At 67.1% G+C, this 16,673-nt stretch carries 17 protein-coding genes; 5 read left to right on the forward strand and 12 right to left on the reverse strand.

Annotated features, from left to right (window positions below; all coding sequences use genetic code 11):
• Window positions 1-19: 19 nt before the first annotated feature.
• From tolB to prmB, 7 genes are all read right to left on the reverse strand, one after another.
• Window positions 20-1,306, reverse strand: coding sequence for a Tol-Pal system beta propeller repeat protein TolB (gene tolB, locus TVD_RS10390; RefSeq protein ID WP_019628555.1), 1,287 nt, complete (start codon window positions 1,304-1,306; stop codon window positions 20-22).
• Window positions 1,307-1,340: 34 nt separating this feature from the next.
• On the reverse strand, window positions 1,341-2,354 hold the full coding sequence (tolA, locus tag TVD_RS10395) for a cell envelope integrity protein TolA (protein ID WP_018176068.1): 1,014 nt from the start codon (window positions 2,352-2,354) through the stop codon (window positions 1,341-1,343).
• 11 nt (window positions 2,355-2,365) lie between these two features.
• Window positions 2,366-2,818, reverse strand: a complete 453-nt coding sequence (gene tolR / locus TVD_RS10400) for a protein TolR (protein ID WP_018143960.1) — start codon at window positions 2,816-2,818, stop codon at window positions 2,366-2,368.
• A 3-nt stretch (window positions 2,819-2,821) separates the two neighbouring features.
• The gene (gene tolQ, locus TVD_RS10405; protein WP_047251560.1) at window positions 2,822-3,496 is read right to left on the reverse strand and encodes a protein TolQ; all 675 of its coding nucleotides are present in this window, start codon (window positions 3,494-3,496) and stop codon (window positions 2,822-2,824) included.
• 32 nt (window positions 3,497-3,528) lie between these two features.
• Entirely contained in the window at window positions 3,529-3,948 is a 420-nt protein-coding gene (gene ybgC / locus TVD_RS10410) for a tol-pal system-associated acyl-CoA thioesterase (RefSeq protein ID WP_047251561.1), read from the reverse strand.
• Window positions 3,945-4,988: a Holliday junction branch migration DNA helicase RuvB gene (gene ruvB / locus TVD_RS10415; protein WP_047251562.1), complete on the reverse strand. Its 1,044-nt coding sequence runs from the start codon at window positions 4,986-4,988 to the stop codon at window positions 3,945-3,947. The genes ybgC and ruvB overlap by 4 nt, the downstream gene beginning before the upstream one ends.
• Before the next feature lie 88 nt (window positions 4,989-5,076).
• Window positions 5,077-5,973, reverse strand: coding sequence for a 50S ribosomal protein L3 N(5)-glutamine methyltransferase (gene prmB / locus TVD_RS10420; protein ID WP_019563437.1), 897 nt, complete (start codon window positions 5,971-5,973; stop codon window positions 5,077-5,079).
• 78 nt (window positions 5,974-6,051) lie between these two features.
• Here prmB and asd point away from each other — a divergent pair, with 78 nt between their 5' ends.
• A complete protein-coding gene (asd, locus tag TVD_RS10425) occupies window positions 6,052-6,906 on the forward strand; it encodes an archaetidylserine decarboxylase (RefSeq protein WP_018938874.1) in 855 nt (284 codons plus the stop codon).
• 181 nt (window positions 6,907-7,087) lie between these two features.
• Here the strand turns inward: asd and TVD_RS10430 are convergent, their stop codons facing one another.
• A complete protein-coding gene (locus TVD_RS10430) occupies window positions 7,088-7,843 on the reverse strand; it encodes a DUF3581 family protein (protein ID WP_018938873.1) in 756 nt (251 codons plus the stop codon).
• A gap of 43 nt (window positions 7,844-7,886) precedes the next feature.
• Entirely contained in the window at window positions 7,887-9,776 is a 1,890-nt protein-coding gene (gene recQ, locus TVD_RS10435; RefSeq protein WP_018938872.1) for a DNA helicase RecQ, read from the reverse strand.
• 199 nt (window positions 9,777-9,975) lie between these two features.
• Here recQ and TVD_RS10440 point away from each other — a divergent pair, with 199 nt between their 5' ends.
• The 4 genes from TVD_RS10440 to TVD_RS10455 all read left to right on the forward strand — a co-directional run bounded on the left by TVD_RS10440 (window position 9,976) and on the right by TVD_RS10455 (window position 13,841).
• Window positions 9,976-10,437 (forward strand): c-type cytochrome, encoded by a 462-nt coding sequence (locus TVD_RS10440; RefSeq protein WP_019563441.1) that lies wholly within the window; start codon window positions 9,976-9,978, stop codon window positions 10,435-10,437.
• 5 nt (window positions 10,438-10,442) lie between these two features.
• Window positions 10,443-11,441 carry an SgcJ/EcaC family oxidoreductase gene (locus TVD_RS10445; RefSeq protein ID WP_047251563.1) on the forward strand — a complete coding sequence of 333 codons (999 nt, stop codon included), beginning with the start codon at window positions 10,443-10,445 and terminating at the stop codon, window positions 11,439-11,441.
• A gap of 77 nt (window positions 11,442-11,518) precedes the next feature.
• On the forward strand, window positions 11,519-11,917 hold the full coding sequence (locus TVD_RS10450) for a hypothetical protein (protein ID WP_047251564.1): 399 nt from the start codon (window positions 11,519-11,521) through the stop codon (window positions 11,915-11,917).
• A 103-nt stretch (window positions 11,918-12,020) separates the two neighbouring features.
• Window positions 12,021-13,841 carry an ABCB family ABC transporter ATP-binding protein/permease gene (locus tag TVD_RS10455; RefSeq protein ID WP_018951124.1) on the forward strand — a complete coding sequence of 607 codons (1,821 nt, stop codon included), beginning with the start codon at window positions 12,021-12,023 and terminating at the stop codon, window positions 13,839-13,841.
• A 239-nt stretch (window positions 13,842-14,080) separates the two neighbouring features.
• On the opposite strand, the gene arfB is transcribed toward TVD_RS10455, so the two are convergent.
• The 3 genes from arfB to TVD_RS10470 form a co-directional block, all read right to left on the reverse strand.
• On the reverse strand, window positions 14,081-14,497 hold the full coding sequence (arfB, locus tag TVD_RS10460; protein ID WP_018143971.1) for an alternative ribosome rescue aminoacyl-tRNA hydrolase ArfB: 417 nt from the start codon (window positions 14,495-14,497) through the stop codon (window positions 14,081-14,083).
• A 7-nt stretch (window positions 14,498-14,504) separates the two neighbouring features.
• The gene (locus tag TVD_RS10465) at window positions 14,505-14,819 is read right to left on the reverse strand and encodes a hypothetical protein (RefSeq protein ID WP_018143972.1); all 315 of its coding nucleotides are present in this window, start codon (window positions 14,817-14,819) and stop codon (window positions 14,505-14,507) included.
• Between the two features lie 192 nt (window positions 14,820-15,011).
• Window positions 15,012-16,604, reverse strand: coding sequence for a peptide chain release factor 3 (locus TVD_RS10470; RefSeq protein WP_018143973.1), 1,593 nt, complete (start codon window positions 16,602-16,604; stop codon window positions 15,012-15,014).
• Window positions 16,605-16,673 lie beyond the last annotated feature (69 nt).

Raw genomic sequence — 16,673 nt, forward strand, 5'->3', positions numbered from 1 at the left:
GTAAATAGGTCCGGGGACATCAGTTCAGGGGCGACCAGGCAGGTTCGCGCACCTCGCCTTCGCGGGCGGCCAACCGCTGGTGCACCTGGCCGTCGCGACTGACCGAGCCGAGCACGCCTCGCCCCCCATCCGTCATGGCATACAGGATCATGCTGCCATTGGGTGCAAAGCTTGGCGACTCTGCATCGCGCCCGTCCGTGAGGCGCGTCACACGGCGATCATCCAGATCGAGACGCGCCAGCTGAAATCCGCCGTCGCCCCCATGGACGTACACCAATGAGCGACCATCCGGGGAAATCGTGGCCGCCGCCGCGTAGCCGCTCTCGAAGGTAAGACGGCGCGCATTGCCACCGCTGGCCGGCTGGGCATAGATTTGCGGCGCGCCCGCACGATCCGAGGTGAAGTAGATGGTGTCGCCGTCGGGTGACCAGACCGGCTCGGTCTCGATCGCGCTGGAGCGCGTCAGTTGACGCAGATCGCCTGAGGCCAGATCCATCACGTAGATATTCGGCGAGCCGTCGCGCGAAAGGCTCAGCGCCAGCTGGCGGCCGTCCGGGGACCAGGCCGGGGCGCTGTTAATGCCGGTAAAACTCGCGATCCGGTTGCGCTCGCCGGTCTCCACATTCTGACGGAAGACCTCGGAGCGGCGATTCTCGAAGGAGACGTAGACCAGCTCACGACCGTCCGGCGACCAGTCCGGCGACATGATCGGATCCCGCGACCGGAACAGGGTGCGCGGATTGGCGCCGTCGGAATCGGCGACCTCCAGGCGAAACTCGCGCGAGTCGTTGCGGCGCTCGACGCTGACAAACGCGATACGCGCACTGAAGGCACCCGGGTCGCCGGTGATCTGCTCGTAGACGATATCCGACACGCGATGCGCGCCGCGGCGCAGCATATCCGCCGGCACCGGGATACGCCAGCCGCCCAGGCGCTCCTCGGCCAGCACGTCGAACACGTGGAACTCGACCATCACGTTGTCGCCGTCGGGGCGCATCGAGCCGACCACCAGATACTCCAGACCCGCCTCGGCCCAGGGCTGGGCAAGGAAGTCGGCTGGGCCCGAGGGTGCTTGGGGCAAACCGTCGCGTTCGACGTCAAACAGCCCGCTCCGGGTCAGGTTCGCGGCCAGGATCTGGTCCACATCCTCGCCCGGACGCCCGTCGCCGTCCCAGGTGAACGGAGCCACGGCCACCGGGATCGCACCCGTCACCCCCTCGGTTACCGTCACTTCCAGTACCGCCTGGGCCTGCGCCGACCAAAGCAGCGCCAACCCCAGCAGCATCGTATGAATCATTCGTTGCATGTGTTTCCTCGTGGACCGGCTTGCGCCGGCCCGGTCAGTCGGGCTCGAAGCGGATGAGCACCCCACCGCGCACGGCATCCGCATCCGGCGGGCGCGGCAGCGACGACAGGCGATCCATGGTCTGACGGACCGAGTCGCAGAAGGCGGGCCCGCCGGAGCAGCTCTCGATGTCGAAATTGATGATACGCCCGGTCTCGTTGACACGCACGAGAACGATGGCACGATCCGAGGCATCCAGCCCCGATGGCTGGCGCCAGCGTCGCTGCACCACCGACTGCACCTGCGCGCGCCATTCGTTCAGCTCTCGATCCGCCTGTGCCTGGCGTTCCGCGGCCTCGCGCCGGGCCTGCGCCTCGGCCATGCGCTCCTGCTCGCGCTCCATCGCCTCGCGGCGGCGCTGCTCTTCCAGTTCGCGCTCCTGCTCGGCGCGACGCTCGGCCTCTTCCCGTTCGCGGCGTTCGGCCGCCTCGCGCTCGCGGCGCTCCGCCTCTTCCTGCGCCTGACGCTCCGCTTCCTCGCGCTCCCGCCGTTCCGCCGCCTCACGCTCGCGCGCCTCCTCGGCCTCACGCCGGGCCTGTTCCGCAGCCTCGCGCTCCTGGCGGATACGCTCGCGTTCGGCCTCGGCCTCCTCGCGCGCCTGGCGCCGCTCCTCCTCGGCCTCGCGGCGGGCCTGCTCGGCATCCTCCAGGGCCTGCTGGCGCGCGCGCTCCTGTTCCTCGCGGCGGCGTTGCTCCTCGGCCTGGCGGCGCTCTTCCTCGCGCCGGGCCTGTTCCTCGGCGCGGCGGCGTTCCTCTTCGGCGCGTAGCTGTTCGGCGACCTGCTCCTGCTCGGCGACTTCGCGCTGGTGTTCGATGCGATCGAAGGTCTCGGCATCCACCGCGACCGCGTCGATCACCTCGATATCCTCCTGCACCGCGATCTCGACAGCGGCACGGGTGGAGGTCGGCGAGACGAGGCTGACATTTAGCAACAACGCCGCGAACAACACGCCATGCAGAAGCAGGACGAGGACCAGGCTCAAGGGATGACGGCGCAGGAGCTCGAACACGGCGGGGCGGCTCAGTCCTGGTTGTCGCGCGGCGGCTCGGTGATCAGCCCGACCCGGCCGCCTCCGGCACGCTGCAGGGCAACCATGGCATCGATCACGCGGCCGTAATCGACATTGCGGTCACCGCGCACGAAGGTCTGGGTACCCGGATTCTCGGCGAGGAACTCGCGCACGATCTCGGTCATCTCCTGCGGCGCCAGCGGCTCGTTCACATAGGGCCCCTGATTCAGGCTCATGGCGCCGCCAGCATCCACCGTGACCACCAGCGGCTCGGCCGCCTGCGGGTCCTCTTCCATGGCCTCGGCATCGGCCTCCGGGAGGTCGACCTCCACGCCCTGCTGCAGCATGGGCGCGGTGATCATGAAGATGATCAGCAGAACGAGCATCACGTCGATGAACGGCACGACGTTGATCTGCGACATGGGCCGCCGCAGGCGGCGACTGTTGCGACGCGATTCGGCCATGGCTCAGGCCGGCGCCCCGGCGGCACCCTCGGCGGGCTTGCTCGCTCCCTGGCGATTCAGCAGGGCCACGAACTCGTCGCTGAAGTTCTCCAGCCGGACCGCCACACGATCGACGTCCCCGGCAAAGCGGTTGTAGGCGATCACCGCCGGGATGGCGGCAAACAGGCCGAGCGCGGTGGCGATCAGCGCCTCGGCAATCCCGGGGGCCACCATCGCCAGCGTCGCCTGCTGCACCCCGGACAGCCCCAGAAAGGCGTGCATGATGCCCCACACCGTGCCGAACAGGCCGATGTACGGGCTGGTCGAGCCCACGGTGGCCAGAAACTGCAGGTAGCGCTCCATCTCGTCGGTCTCGCGCGCAATGGCCACGCGCATCGCGCGGTGGGCAGGCTCGCCGGCGGGCATGGCATGCTGACGGGCGCGCAGGAACTCCTTGAAGCCCGAGGAGAAGACATGCTCCATGCCGGACATATCCGACTTGCGCCGCACCCCCTCGTACAGATGTGAAAGGTCGGCGCCCGACCAGAAGCGCTCCTCGAATTCATCGCTGGCGCGGTGGGCCGCGTTCAGGGAACGCGCCTTGATAATGATCACCAGCCAGGAGAGCACCGAGGCGACCACCAGGATCACCATGACCAGCTGTACGATCAGACTCGCGTCCATGATCAGCTGGTACATCGAAAAGTCGACTGTCACTTGTCCATCTCCCGTTATGCCTTTGTTCCTTCCGCCGCACGCAGCGCGTGCGTCACTTCATCCGGGATCGCCACCGGCGCCTGCCGGGCCACGTCCACACAGGCAATACCGACCTCGCCGGTTACCAGCACCGTCGCGTCACGCTGCACCACTTGCTCGAATTCGATACTGGCGCGGCGCAGACGCTGCACCCGACAGGTCACCGTCAGGGCCTCGTTGAAATGCGCGGGGCGCTGCATCTCCACAGACAGACGCCGCACGGCGAACACAATTCCGTAGTCGGCGCGCAGCCGGTCCTGCTCGAAATCCAGCGCACGCAGCCATTCGGTGCGCGCACGCTCCATGAATTTCAGATAATTCGCGTGGTACACCACGCCACCGGCGTCGGTGTCCTCGTAATACACCCGCACCGGCCATGCGAAATCTGTTGTCATGACGGCCGAGCATCCCCGGCCGCCGGCGTCAGTAAGTCGCCCTCTTCCATGCGCGTCAGACCAAACATGGCCAGCGTACGCCGGGTCGCCTGGCGCCCGCGCGGGGTGCGCTGCAAATAGCCTTGCTGGATCAGAAACGGTTCGACCACATCCTCCAGCGTGCCGCGGTCCTCGTTCATCGCCGTGGCCAGGCTCTCGACCCCGACCGGGCCACCATCAAACTTCTCCACCAGCACCTCCAGCAGACGGCGGTCCTGGGCATCCAGCCCCGAGGCATCGATCGCCAGCAGGTCCAGCGCCTGCGCGGCCACATCGAGCGTCACCACGCCGTCGGCCCGCACCTGGGCGAAATCGCGCACCCGCCGCAACAGACGATTGGCCAGACGCGGCGTGCCGCGCCCGCGGCGCGCGATCTCGGTCGCGCCCTCGGCCTCGACCCCCACGCCCAGCAAGCCGGCGGCGCGATTCACGATATGCGCGAGATCGGGGACAGTGTAATGATCGAGGCGCTGGACGATACCGAACCGGTCACGTAACGGGGCCGAGAGCAGCCCGGCGCGGGTGGTGGCCCCCACCAGCGTGAACGGCGGCAGGTCCACCTTGATCGAACGCGCGGCCGGACCCTCGCCGATCACGATATCCAGCTGGCCATCCTCCAGGGCGGGATACAGGATCTCTTCCACCACCGTCGGCAGGCGGTGGATTTCGTCAACGAACAGGACATCGCGCGGCTCCAGCGCGGTGAGGATCGCCGCCAGGTCGCCGGCGCGCTCCAGCACCGGGCCGGAGGTCTGACGCAGGCCCACCCCCAGTTCGTTGGCAATGATATGCGCGAGGGTCGTCTTGCCCAGCCCGGGCGGGCCGGCGACCAGCGTATGGTCCAGGGCCTCGTCACGCCCGCGGGCGGCCTCGATGAACAGCCCCAGCTGCTCGACCACGCGCGGCTGACCGGTGTAGTCCGCGAGCCGTTTCGGGCGCAGGCTGACCTCCGCCCGCTCTTCCTCGGACCGACTCTGCATATCCACCAGACGTGATTCCATAGCCTCGCAGTATGCATCGCCACCGGCGCCGTTTACAGGGCCTTCTGCCGGGTTTTCGGACCGGGGTCCGGGCGCGGGTCCGCGTGGGTCAGGCGCTGGCGGGCAAGTCGCGGGCGTAGACCAGGAACACGCCATGCCCGCCGGCCTCGAACTCCAGCCAGATCATTGGCAGGTCCGGGAAGGCCGCCTCCACCGCGGCCTGGCTGTTGCCGACCTCCACGATCAGCGCGCCGTCCCCGGTCAGGTGCTCGCGGGCCCCGTCCAGGATGCGGCGCACGATATCCAGCCCGTCGCCCCCGGCAGCCAGTCCCAATGCCGGCTCGTGGCGGTACTCCTCCGGCAAGGCCGCCATGTCCTCGGCATCCACGTACGGCGGATTGGACACGATCAGGTCATAGCGGTCACCGGCTTGCAGCCCATCGAACACGTCGGACTGCAATGCGCGGACTTGTTCGCTCATCTGGTGGCGCTCGATGTTGATCCGAGCCACCGCCAGCGCATCCGGCGAGACATCCGCCAGGTCCACCTGCGCCTGCGGCAGGGCCAGCGCCATCGCGATACCGATGCAGCCACCCCCGGTGCAAAGATCCAGGGCCCGAGTCACCCCATCGGGATCCAGCCACGGCTCGAAGCCCGCGGCGATCAACTCCGCCAGGGGCGAGCGCGGCACCAGCACGCGCTCGTCGACATAGAACGGCAACCCGGCAAACCAGGCCTCGCGGGTCAGGTACGCCGCCGGCTTGCGGGTGGCGATGCGCTCGCGCAACACCGCCACGACCCGCGTGCGCTCGGCCTCGCTCAGGCGCGAATCCCACCACGACTCGGGTAGATCCAGCGGCAGGTGCAGGGTGTGCAGCACCAGCCAGGCCGCCTCGTCAAAGGCGTTGTCGGTGCCATGGCCGAAGGTCAGCCCGGCGCCGCGAAACTGGCTGGCGCCGAAGCGAATGAAGTCGCGCAAGGTGCGCAATCCGGTGGTTGAATCCATGCCCGGCCTTTCCGTTGCGTGCGGGGGCGGTCATCATACCGCCTCGATGTCACTGTGTACGCCCGAACGAGATCCCGCATGAGCAAGATCGACCCCTGGCTGGCGCGCCTGTCGCACCTGCTGCCGCAGCACGCCCTGTCGCGCGTGGTGCACCGTCTGGCGCGCATCGAGTCGCCGCAGCTGCAACCGCTGCTACGCGCCTTCGTGCGCCGCTTCGGCCTGAACATGGACGAGGCCGCGGAACCGGACCTGACCACCTACCCCAGCTTCAACGCGCTGTTCACCCGCGCCCTGCGCGAGGACGCACGGCCACTGGAGGGGGACGCGAATACCCTGGTCAGCCCGGCCGATTCCCGGGTCAGCGCCGCCGGGCGCATCGAGGGCGGACAGATCTTCCAGGCCAAGGGGCATCACTACACGGTCCGGGAACTGCTGGGCGGGGAGGACGAGCTCGCGGAGGCCTTCCGTCACGGGCACTTCGTGACCCTGTACCTGTCGCCGCGTCACTACCACCGACTGCACATGCCGCTGACCGGCACCCTGACCCACATGATCCATGTGCCCGGACGACTGTTCTCGGTCGCCCCGCGCATCGTGCGTCACGTGCCGCGGCTGTACGCCCGCAACGAACGCGTGGTGACCTGCTTCGACACCCCGGTGGGGCCGATGGCCATGGCCCTGATCGGCGCCCAGAACGTCGGTTCCATCGAGACCGTCTGGGCCGGCGAGGTCACCCCGCCCCATGGTCGCGAGATCAGCGTCAGCGAGTATCCGGACCGTGCCGTCACCCTGGAGCGCGGCGCGGAGATGGGTCGCTTCAACCTGGGCTCGTCGGTCGTGCTGCTACTGCCCGATCACCCGCTGAAACTCGCGGAACACCTGACGCCCGAGACCGAGGTCCGGGTGCGCTCGACGCTTGGCCAGTTCTACTGAGCCTTCACCACGAAGCCCACAAAGAGCTGCCAGTTCCTTGATGGGATTCGCTGCGCTCATCCCATCCTACGACCTACTGAGTTTTCACCACCAAGCAAGCGACCGAAGAAAGGCCAGGTCGATGGCGGATTGACCTGGCCTTTGTTCGGGCCTTCGTGTGCTTCGTGGTGACTCCTGAAGTTCAAGCGTGGGCGCGGGTCCCGGCCGGCTGATTGAAATAGGCGGCCTTCCAGCTTTCGTAGTCGGCGACGAGCCTCTCGACGTCGGCGGCATCGAACGCGCGCAGCCCACTCAGCACCAGGTGCTTGCTGCCGTCGGCAACCACGGACTGGTCGATCACCAGCTCGTAGTCCAGGCGGATCTCGCCACGCTTGCCGTTGACCGTCATCACCGCATCCTTCAGGCGCGGCTCCGGCACCCCGGCGCTGGCCGCCAGCGGCTCGGGCAGGCGAAAGCCCATGCGCTCGTACATCACCAGCGGGCGCTTCGGGTTGACCATCACGCCGTGTTCCTCCATCAGCGGCACCAGCACGTGCGGGAAGTTCTGCCCGGAAAAGCCGACATAGCTGCGGATCAGCGACTCGATCGCATTGGGCTCGTCGATCACCGGCCCGGAGCGTTCCACCTCGATCACGCTCTTGCCGCCTTCGTCGGTGATGGCGAAGGCGTCACCCGGGCTGTCCGGGAACACCAGCGGCACGTTGCCACCCACCATGCCGGTAAAACGGAAGTGCATGTTGGCACTGGCGCCGTAGGTATCCAGCACCAGGGCGAACAGCAGATCGCCCGGGACGCAGAAGCGCCGGTTGTCGGCATCGTGGATCGGATTGAAGTCGCCCGCGAGGGTCTTGGCGAAGTCGCTGCCCTGCTCCGGGGTTACGACCAGCTGACCGTCGCGAAGGCGGTAGAAATCCTCAAGGAAGCGGGTATCGGTCACGCGGTCTCCCCGAACGCATCATTTGGTGTGGTTTTTCGCACCACTATAGCCCGAAATGCCCCTCGATGGCCTTGATAAAGGCATCGCCGTAGCGTTCCAGCTTGTGCTGCCCGACCCCGGAGATCCCGGCCATCTCGTCATGGGTGCGCGGCGCGGCCGCCACCATCTCCAGCAATGTGGCATCGCTGAAGATCACGTAGGGCGGCACCCCCTGATCCCGCGCCAGCTCGGTACGCAGGCCCCTCAGCGCCTCCCAGAGGGAGCGATCCTCGGTGTCCATCGCCGCGACTGTACGGGCCGTATCACGCCGTGCCGGGCTGGCGCTACGTGTCCCCTTCTCCGGACGGGCCGCCTCCTCGCGCAGGTGAATCCCCTCCTCGCCGCGCAGAACCGGGCGGCAGGCCGGATCCAGCTTCAGTCCGCCGTAGCCCTCGTCATCCAGACGCAACAGCCCACGCGCCAGCAACTGCCGGACCACGCCGCGCCACTGCGCCTTGTCCAGTTCCTTGCCAATGCCGAAGGTGCTCAGACGATCGTGCCCCAGACGGGTCAGGCGCTCACTGGCCGAGCCGCGCAGCACGTCGATCACATGCCCGGCGCCGAAGCGCTCGCCGGTTCGATAGATGCAGGACAGGAGCTTTTGCACCGGCACGCTGGCATCCCAGGTCGCCGGCGGCTCCAGACAGTTGTCGCAGGCCCCGCAGGGTTCCGGCATGTGCTCGTCGAAATATCCCAGCAGGGCCTGGCGGCGGCAGCTGGTGATCTCGCAGAAGCCCAGCATGGCCTCCAGCTTTTGCTGTTCGACGCGCTGACGCTCGGCCCCGGCCTGCGACCCCTCCAGCATCTGGCGCAAGGTCACGACATCCTGCAACCCAAAGACCATCCAGGCATTGGCCGGCAGGCCATCGCGGCCGGCGCGGCCGGTCTCCTGATAGTAGCCCTCCAGACTCTTCGGCAGGTTCAGGTGGGCGACAAAGCGCACATTCGGCTTGTCGATGCCCATGCCGAAGGCGATGGTGGCAACCATCACCACCCCCTCCTCGCGCAGGAAGCGGGTCTGGTTCGCCGCGCGGGTCGCGGCCGGCAGGCCGGCGTGATACGGCAGGGCGGTGACACCCTGCTCCGCCAGCCATTCGGCCACGGCGTCCACCTTCTTGCGTGACAGGCAATACACGATGCCCGCCTCCCCGGCGTGTTCCTCGCGGATGAAGCGCAGCAGCCGATCACGTGCCGAGCCGCCCCGGCCGCCGTCTGCCTGGGCGATGCGGTAGCGGATATTGGGGCGGTCGAAGGAACTGACGAAGGCGCGCGCCTGATCGAGGCACAGCCGTTCGCGGATCTCCTGGCGGGTCGGGCCGTCGGCGGTCGCGGTCAGGGCCAGGCGCGGCACCTGCGGAAAGCGCTCGGCCAGCACCGCCAGTTGACTGTATTCGGGGCGGAAGTCATGCCCCCACTGCGAGACGCAGTGCGCCTCGTCAATCGCGAACAGGGCGAGGTCGATGCCTTCCAGGCGTTCCAGCATGCCCGAGGCAAACAGCCGCTCTGGCGACATGTACAGGAGATCCAGTTCGCCGGCGTGCAGGGCCGCCAGCACGGAACGCGCCTCGTCCGCCTTCTGGCCGGAGTCCAGGCTGGCCGCGGCCACGCCGTTCTGGCGCAGCGCGGCGACCTGGTCCTGCATCAGCGCGATCAGCGGCGAGATCACGATGCCGCAGCCGGATCGAGCCAGCGCCGGGATCTGGTAGCAGAGCGACTTGCCGCCGCCGGTGGGCATCAGCACCACCGCGTCGCCACCACCGGTCACGTGCTCGACGATCGCCTGCTGCTGGCCGCGAAATTCCGTATAGCCGAAGGTCTCGCGCAGGATCTCCAGTAGCGCCGCCGCCGGAGCGCTTCCCTGCGCTTCTCCAGCTGCAAGACCCGAGGGTTCCAATGGATACACTCCAAACAAGATGACAGGCGGGCAAGACTGCCGAATGCCCGGCACCGCTGCAAGCGACAGGCGTCGGAATCACCCTGCGCCGCCCGCAACCGACACTTTCAAGAAGGCGCTGATTCGGTTTTTTGCGCCTTTCCGCGATCACACCCGCCACGCTAGACTGCCAACTCAGCCCCTCTTCTCCGGAGTTCCAATGCCGACCCCCGTCCGCCTCCTGCCCGTTGTCTGTCTCGCGCTATTGACGCTCGCCGCCTGCTCCGAGGCCCCGGATTCGGACACCGGCGACGCGGCCGCGCAGGCACCCGCCAGCGAGTCGAACGCGGCCTCGGGCTCCACGGCGCAGCTCGACTACAGCCTGCCGCCGGAGGATTTCGCCGCCGACCCCGAGGCCGGCCGCTCGCTGTTCCGGTCCAACTGCATGCAGTGCCACGGGGAGGAGGCGCGCGGCACCGACCAGGGTCCACCGCTGATCCACCGGATCTACGAACCCTCGCACCACCCGGATATCACCTTCCATCGTGCCGTGGCCCTGGGCGTGCACCAGCACCACTGGGAATTTGGCGAGATGCCGCCGGTGAGCGGCGTATCCGGCGAGGACACCGCCCACATCATCGCGTGGATCCGCCAGGAGCAGCGCGCCGTCGGCATCGACTGATCTCGATGCCCTCCAACGGCAAGGCCGCCATCCGCCAGGTCGTTCACGGTTACCTCGACGCCTGGCTGCGTGAGCGCGACCTCGCACGCGTACTCGGGTGGCACGCACCACAGGTCAGTGGCTTCGGAACCGGAGGCGACGAAGCGGCCTTCACGCCCGAGGACGTGGAGCGCGTCGTCGGACGCGACATCGAACAGGTCCCGGAACCCTTCGACTACGAGATACACCGCGAAGACGTCCGCCTCGTCACGGATCAGGTCGCCCTGGTGATGCTGGTATTCGACATGCAGCTCGACACCCGCGGACAACGGGTGCGACTGAACGGACTGCGGGCCAGCCTCTTGCTGCACCGGACCGACGACGGCTGGCGCCTGGAACACCTGCACGGCTCCTTCCCCGCCAGCGTCCACGATGCCGACGAGCCGTACCCGGTCAAGGAGCTGGAGGAGCGCGCGCATGTGCTCGAACGCCTGGTCCGGGAGCGAACACACTCCCTGGAGGCGGCCCAGAGACGCCTGGAACGTCTCGCCACCACCGACCCGCTGACAGGCCTGCACAACCGCATGAAGGCGAGCGAGGTACTGGCCGACGAAATCCGGCGGGCCGAACGTCACGGGGGTGTGCTTGGCGTGATCATGATGGATCTGGACCACTTCAAGCCGATTAACGACACCCTGGGGCATGGTCGCGGCGATGCCGTGCTCACCGAGGTCGGTCGCGTGATCGCCGCACGCATCCGCGAAACCGACCGGGCCGCCCGCTGGGGCGGCGAGGAATTCCTCATCCTGTGCCCACAGGGCGATGTCATGGCCACGAGCCAGCTGGCCGAGGACCTGCGCCGCACCCTTGAGGCCACCGACTTCGACACCGGACACACGCTGACCGCCAGCTTCGGCGTGGCCCAGCTGACCCCAGGCGAGAGCGCGGAGGCCCTGGTCGATCGCGCCGACCGCGCCCTGTACGCCGCCAAGAATGCCGGGCGCAACCAGGTACAGGGCACGTGAACTCGATCCGACCCCTGTGCGTCCCGTCAGTGGATCGCAGGGACCGGCCCCATCAAACCGGCAAAAGGAGTATTGCCATGTTGACGCAAAGACTGGCCCTCGGCGCCCTTCTGGGCCTTCTGGCCCTGCCTGCCCCGGCCGACGAGGTCGATATCCTGGAGGCCCAGCTGCACGCCGCCGGCCCGAACCAATGGCGGGTGTCCGTCACCGTGGAACACCCGGATACCGGCTGGGACCACTATGCGGATGCCTGGCGCGTGCTCGACGCCGATGGCAACGTCCTCGGCGAGCGCATCCTGCACCACCCGCATGTAGACGAACAGCCGTTCACACGCAGCCTGCGCCGGCTGTCCATCCCCGAGGGGGCCCGTTTCGTGCAGATCGAGGCGCATTGCTCGCAGGACGGCTGGAGTCACCAGCGCCTGCGGATCGACCTGGAACAGGACCGGGGAGAAGGCTACCGCATCCACCGCTGACCTCCCGCGGACGCAGGGATGAGCCGCTACTGAACGCGCGCCCATGTGCGAATTCCGCCGCGCCTCTCTAAAGTAAGCGACCTACCCAGCCCCGGACTCCCCCATGCGCGGTCATTCCAGCGTGCACGATGCGCCCGACGAGGCGATCAACTGGCGCATCGTTCGCTCCCTGTTCCCCTATCTCGCGGAGTTCCGCGGGCGGCTGTTCCTCGCCCTCGGGCTGATGGGCCTGGCCAAGCTGGCGACCGTGCTGGTCCCGCTGGCACTGAAGTACATCGTCGATCACTTCGAGGATTCCGGCACCGACGCGCTGGTCACGGTCCCGGTGGCACTGGTGGTGGCCTACGGCCTGTTGCGCTTTGGCGGCACCCTGTTCGGGGAACTGCGCGACGCGGTCTTCGTGCGGGTGGCCGAGCGCGCCATGCGGCGCGCGGCCCTGCGCGTGTTCGAACATCTGCATCGGCTGGAGCTGAGCTTTCATCTGGCGCGCGAGACCGGCGGCCTGGCCCGGGACATCGAGCGCGGCACCAGCGGTATCAGCTTCCTGCTGCGCTTCATGGTGTTCAACATCCTGCCGACCATCATCGAGATCGCGATGGTCGCGGTCATCCTGCTGATCGCGGTGGGCCCGGTATTCACCCTGACGGTGATCATCGCGGTGGCGGCCTACATTGCCTGGTCGGTGTGGATTACCGAGTGGCGCACCCGCTTCGTGCGCGAGGCCAACCAGCGCGACAACGAGTCCAACACCCGCGCGATCGACAGCCTGCTGAACTACGAGACGGTCAAGTACTTCGGCAACGAGGGCTTCGAGGCCCGGCGCTACGACGAGGGCCTGGCCACCTGGGAACAGGCGCGCACCAAGAACGTGCTGTCGCTGGTGCTGCTGAACTCGGGGCAGGCCCTGATCATCGCCGGCGCGATCACCGTGATGATGCTGCTGGCCGCCAGCCGCGTGGCCTCGGGGCAGATGTCGCTGGGCGACCTGGTCATGGTCAACGCCTACATGATCCAGCTGTTCATGCCGTTGAACTTCCTCGGCTTCGTCTATCGCGAGATCCGCCAGTCGCTGGCGAACATCGAGCGCCTGTTCGGGCTGCTGGAGAAGCCCGTGCAGGTCGAGGACCGCCCGGACGCACCGGATCTCGAGGTCACCAGCGGGCAGGTGCGCTTCGAACAGGTCGCCTTCCACTACCAGCCGGAGCGCCCGATCCTCGCGGACGTCTCGCTCGAGATCCCCGCCGGGCACAAGCTCGCGGTGGTCGGGCCCAGCGGGGCCGGCAAGTCGACGCTCGCCCGGCTGCTGTTCCGCTTCTTTGACGTGACCGACGGGCGCATCACCATCGACGGACAGGACATCCGCGAGGTGACCCAGCAGAGCCTGCGCCGCGCGATCGGCGTGGTCCCGCAGGACACCGTGCTGTTCAACTCCAGCATTCGCTACAACATCGCCTACGGGGACCCGGAAGCGTCCGAAGAGGCGATCTTGCGCGCGGTCCACCTGGCGCACCTGGACGACTTCATCGAGCGCCTGCCGGACGGCCTGGACACGGTGGTCGGCGAACGCGGGCTCAAGGTCTCCGGCGGCGAGAAACAGCGCATCGCCATCGCCCGCATGCTGCTGAAGGACCCGCCGATCCTAGTGTTCGACGAGGCCACCTCGTCACTGGATTCGGGCTCAGAAAAGGCCATCCTGCAGGCCCTGAACGAGGTCTCGGCGCGGCGCACCACGCTGGTCATTGCCCACCGCCTGTCCACCGTGAAGGACGCCGAGCAGATCGTGGTGCTGGACCAGGGCCGCGTGGTCGAACGTGGCACCCATCGCGAACTCCTCGCCAGGAACGGCGCCTACGCCCGCCTGTGGCAACACCAGCAGGAACACGAACCCACCACCGCCAACGCAAGCCCGAACGCCGGGGACTAAACCCTTGTTCACCACGGAGGGGGCAGAGAAAACAGGGAAGTGGGAGTGAGATACGGGTATTGATTGCAGCCTGGGTTACTGCCGGTTAACCGCCGCTGCTTCGTGCGCTTGGCGGCACCCCGCACCCTTGACGGATCGTTCACATCAGAGCCTTTCGAATTTCTCCGTGTCCTTCGTGCTGAATACGCCCTTGAATTCCGTCATTTCTTCGTGCGCTTCGTGGTAAACCGAAAAGTGAATCAGTCCGGGTCGACGCGGCCGCGCAGGGCCTTCTTGCGGCCGCGCTGGGTCTTGCCCTCCAGGCGGCGCAGCTTGGAGGCGCGGGTCGGCCGCGTGGCCTTGCGCGCCTTGATCGGGCGGCCGGCCTCGCGCAGCAGCTCCGCCAGGCGTTCGAGCGCGTCCTCGCGATTGGCCTCCTGGGTACGGTACTGCTGCGCCTTGATGACGATCACGCCCTCCTTGCTGATGCGCTGATCGCGGCGGCGCAGCAGGCGTTCCTTGTAGACATCGGGCAGGCCGGAGGCGCGGATATCGAAGCGCAGGTGAATGGCCGAGGCGACCTTGTTGACGTTCTGGCCGCCAGCCCCCTGGGCACGGATCGGAATCAGCTCGATCTCGTGCTCGGGGACGCTCACGCTGTTGGAGATTTGCAGCATCGCGGGATCAGCGAAACTCGCCGCCACGGATACGATTTTCGTCGTCCAGATCGGCGAAGAACCGGCTGTGATCGGTGCGGTATTCCTGGGTCACGATGTCGCCGGGCAGCACCAGCATCACGTCGGGGTAGACGCGCCCGAATTCCGCGGGTGTCGGGCGGCTCTCGAGAAAATGCAGGAACGGGTTCATCTGCTCGACCGTGCCCGGACGCGGCTCGGGCCCATCACCCCGGGTCTCGGTCTTGTGCACCGAACAGGCACCAACGCCCAGCGCCAGCACTACAACCACCAGGGCCGGGGTCCATCGGAAATTCAACGCCATGCGAACCTCCTGCGCAGGCCAGATGCAACGTCATTGCGAGGCGCCGAAGGCGCCGCGGCACCCTCCAGAAGCTCGCACCCCAGCTAGATCCGATAGCCCACGGGAGATTGCTTCGTCGCTTCGCTCCGCGCAATGACGGGCCAATGTCCCGCGCGCCGAGGGAGTAGTTAGGAGTAGTCAGGAGCGCAGAGGTTACTCCGTCGGCTGGCCGTGCTCGCGGGTCGACTGGAAGCGGATCTCCGGCCACTTCTCCTGCGCCATCTGCAGGTTCACCCGGGTCGGGGCGATATAGACCAGATCGCCGCCGTGGTCGATGGCCAGGTTGGTCGCCGCCTTCTCCTTGAACTCGTCGAATTTCTTCGGATCATCGCTTTCGACCCAGCGCGCCGTCTGGACGTTCACGTTCTCGAACTGTGCCTCCACCTTGTACTCGGTGCGCAGGCGTTCGGCGACCACCTCGAACTGCAGCACGCCGACCGCCCCCAGGATCAGGTCGTTGTTGGTCAACGGGCGATAGAGCTGGGTTGCGCCCTCCTCGCACAGCTCCTGCAGCCCCTTGGCGAGCTGCTTCATCTTCAGCGGGTCCTTCAACTGCGCGCGGCGGAACAGCTCCGGGGCGAAGTTCGGCACCCCGGTGAAGGTGAGGTCCTCGCCCTGGGTGAAGGTATCCCCGATGCGGATGGTGCCGTGGTTGTGGATGCCGATGATGTCGCCGGGATAGGCGGTCTCCACATGCTCGCGGTCGGAGGCCAGGAAGGTCAGCGCGTCCGGGATCTTCACGTCGCGCCCGATGCGCACGTGGCGCAGCTTGGCGCCCTTGTCGAAGGTGCCCGAGCAGATGCGCATGAACGCGATGCGGTCGCGGTGGTTCGGGTCCATGTTCGCCTGGATCTTGAACACGAAGCCGGTGAACTTCTCCTCGGTCGGCTCTACCTTGCGCGAGTGGGTCGGGCGCGGCAGCGGGCCGGGAGCGTACTCAACGAAGTCGTCCAGCAGCTCCTCGATCCCGAAGTTGTTGATCGCCGAGCCGAAAAACACCGGGGTCTGCGCACCGCTCAGGTAGGCCTCCGGGTCAAATGCGTGCGAGGCGCCCTGCACCAGCTCCAGTTCCTCGCGCAGCTCCCCGGCCTGCGGCCCCAGCACCTCGTCCAGGCGCGGGTTGTCCAGGCCCTCGATGATCTCGCCGGTGGACTTCTTGCCACCCTCTTCGGGGTCGTAAAGATGCACCGCGTCGCGGCGGAGGTGATAGACGCCACGGAAGCGCTTTCCCGAGCCGATCGGCCAGGTGATCGGGGCGCACTGGATCTTCAGCACTTCCTCGACCTCGTCCAGCAACTCGATCGGATCGCGGCCCTCGCGGTCCATCTTGTTCACAAAGGTCATGATCGGCGTATCGCGCAGCCGGCAGACCTCCATCAGCTTGATGGTCCGTTCCTCGACACCCTTGGCGGCGTCGATCACCATCAGCGCGGAGTCCACTGCGGTCAGCGTGCGATAGGTGTCCTCGGAGAAGTCCGCGTGTCCCGGGGTGTCCAGCAGGTTCACCATGCGGCCCTTGTACGGGTACTGCATGACGGAAGAAGTGACCGAAATGCCACGCGATTTCTCCATCTCCATCCAGTCGGAGGTGGCATGGCGCGCTGACTTGCGCCCCTTGACCGTACCGGCGAGCTGGATCGCGCCGCCGTACAGCAGGAGCTTTTCGGTCATGGTGGTCTTACCGGCGTCCGGGTGCGAAATGATCGCGAAGGTCCGGCGTCGGCGGGTTTCCTCGATAAAGGACATGAATACGGGCCGCTTGAATCAGCCCGTAAGTTTAACGCGAAAGCGCGGGTCCGGTTCATCTTTCCGGGG

The sequence above is a fragment of the Thioalkalivibrio versutus genome, from assembly GCF_001020955.1.
GTDB classification, from domain to species: domain Bacteria; phylum Pseudomonadota; class Gammaproteobacteria; order Ectothiorhodospirales; family Ectothiorhodospiraceae; genus Thioalkalivibrio; species Thioalkalivibrio versutus.